The 2,273-nt window shown below is 48.4% G+C and carries 1 rRNA gene; it reads left to right on the forward strand.

Annotated elements, in window-relative coordinates:
- Positions 1–2,273: ribosomal RNA gene (locus ABW636_RS22545) — 23S ribosomal RNA — on the forward strand; the annotation flags it as partial.

Consider the following 2,273-nt stretch of genomic DNA (forward strand, 5'->3'; position numbering starts at 1 on the left):
ATCCTTTCGAGGAGGCGAACCCGGAGAACTGAAACATCTAAGTACCCGGAGGAGAAGAAAACAAAAGTGATTCCGTTAGTAGTGGCGAGCGAACGCGGATTAGCCCAAACCTAGTATGTTACGGCATGCTAGGGGTTGTAGGACTACAATATAAGATATGTAATGAATTAGAATCCTTTGGAAAGAGGAGCCATAGACAGTGATAGCCTGGTATAAGTAAAGCGCATAGATTTAGTAGTATCCTGAGTAGTGCGGGGCACGTGTAACCCTGTATGAATCTGGCGGGACCATCCGTTAAGGCTAAATACTCCTGAGAGACCGATAGTGAACCAGTACCGTGAGGGAAAGGTGAAAAGAACCCTGAATAAGGGAGTGAAATAGATCCTGAAACCATACGCTTACAAGCGGTCGGAGCGCATTTATGTGTGACGGCGTGCCTTTTGCATAATGAGCCTACGAGTTACTTTTACTAGCAAGGTTAAGATTTTTTAGGATCGGAGCCGTAGCGAAAGCGAGTCTGAATAGGGCGTTATAGTTAGTAGTAGTAGACGCGAAACCGTGTGATCTACCCTTGGGCAGGTTGAAGCTTTGTTAATCCAAAGTGGAGGACCGAACCCGTTGACGTTGAAAAGTCTTGGGATGACCTGAGGGTAGGGGTGAAAGGCCAATCAAACTCGGAAATAGCTCGTACTCCCCGAAATGCATTTAGGTGCAGCGTTGATTTATAGTTTTATAGAGGTAGAGCTACTGATTGGATGCGGGGGCTTCACCGCCTACCAATTCCTGACAAACTCCGAATGCTATAAAATGTTAATCAGCAGTGAGGGCATGGGTGCTAAGGTCCATGTCCGAGAGGGAAAGAACCCAGACTATCAGCTAAGGTCCCAAAATATATGCTAAGTTGAAAAAACGCGGTTGGATTGCTTAGACAGCTAGGATGTTGGCTTGGAAGCAGCCATTCATTTAAAGAGTGCGTAACAGCTCACTAGTCGAGCGATCCGGCATGGATAATAATCGGGCATAAGCATATTACCGAAGCTATGGACTTCTTAAGAAGTGGTAGGGGAGCATTGTAGTGGCGTTGAAGGTGAGAGGCGATTCTTGCTGGAGCAGCTACAAAAGAAAATGTAGGCATAAGTAACGATAATGCGGGCGAGAAACCCGCACACCGAAAGACTAAGGTTTCCTCAGCTATGCTAATCAGCTGAGGGTTAGTCGGGGCCTAACGCGAACCCGAAAGGGGTAGTGGATGGACAACAGGTTAATATTCCTGTACCTGCTCACGCTAAAAGTGACGGAGGCGAGAAGTTAGTGCGCACTGACGGAAATGTGCGTTGAAGCCAGTGGTAACACGGCGATAGTACACTAAGGCTACGGCCGAGGTGATAATCTAGCGAATCGACTTCCAAGAAAAGCAAGTGAAGCAGCCCGTACCGTAAACCGACACAGGTAGTTGGGATGAGAATTCTAAGGTGCTCGAGAGATTCATGGCTAAGGAACTAGGCAAAATCGACCCGTAACTTCGGGAGAAGGGTCGCCCCGCTTCGGCGGGGCCGCAGTGAATAGGTCCAGGCGACTGTTTATCAAAAACACAGGGCTATGCTAAATAGAAATATGATGTATATGGCCTGACACCTGCCCGGTGCCGGAAGGTTAAGAGGAGGGTTTAGCTTCGGCGAAGATCTGAATTGAAGCCCCGGTAAACGGCGGCCGTAACTATAACGGTCCTAAGGTAGCGAAATTCCTTGTCGGGTAAGTTCCGACCTGCACGAATGGTGCAACGATCTGGACACTGTCTCAGCCATGAGCTCGGTGAAATTGTAGTATCGGTGAAGATGCCGGTTACCCGCTGTGGGACGAAAAGACCCCGTGAACCTTTACTATAGCTTAGTATTGACTTTGGATAAGTAATGTGTAGGATAGGTGGGAGACTTTGATCATGCGTCGCCAGGCGTGTGTGAGTCATTGTTGAAATACCACCCTTTGCTTATTCGAAGCCTAACATCGCGAGATGGACAGTGCTTGGTGGGTAGTTTGACTGGGGTGGTCGCCTCCAAAAGAGTAACGGAGGCTTCTAAAGGTTTGCTCAGTACGGTTGGTAATCGTGCGTAGAGTGCAATGGCATAAGCAAGCTTGACTGAGAGAGATACAGCTCGATCAGGTACGAAAGTAGAGCATAGTGATCCGGTGGTTCCGCATGGAAGGGCCATCGCTCAAAGGATAAAAGGTACTCCGGGGATAACAGGCTGATCTCCCCCAAGAGCTCACATCGA

The sequence above is a fragment of the Aquimarina discodermiae genome (assembly GCF_040786235.1).
GTDB lineage: Bacteria > Bacteroidota > Bacteroidia > Flavobacteriales > Flavobacteriaceae > Aquimarina.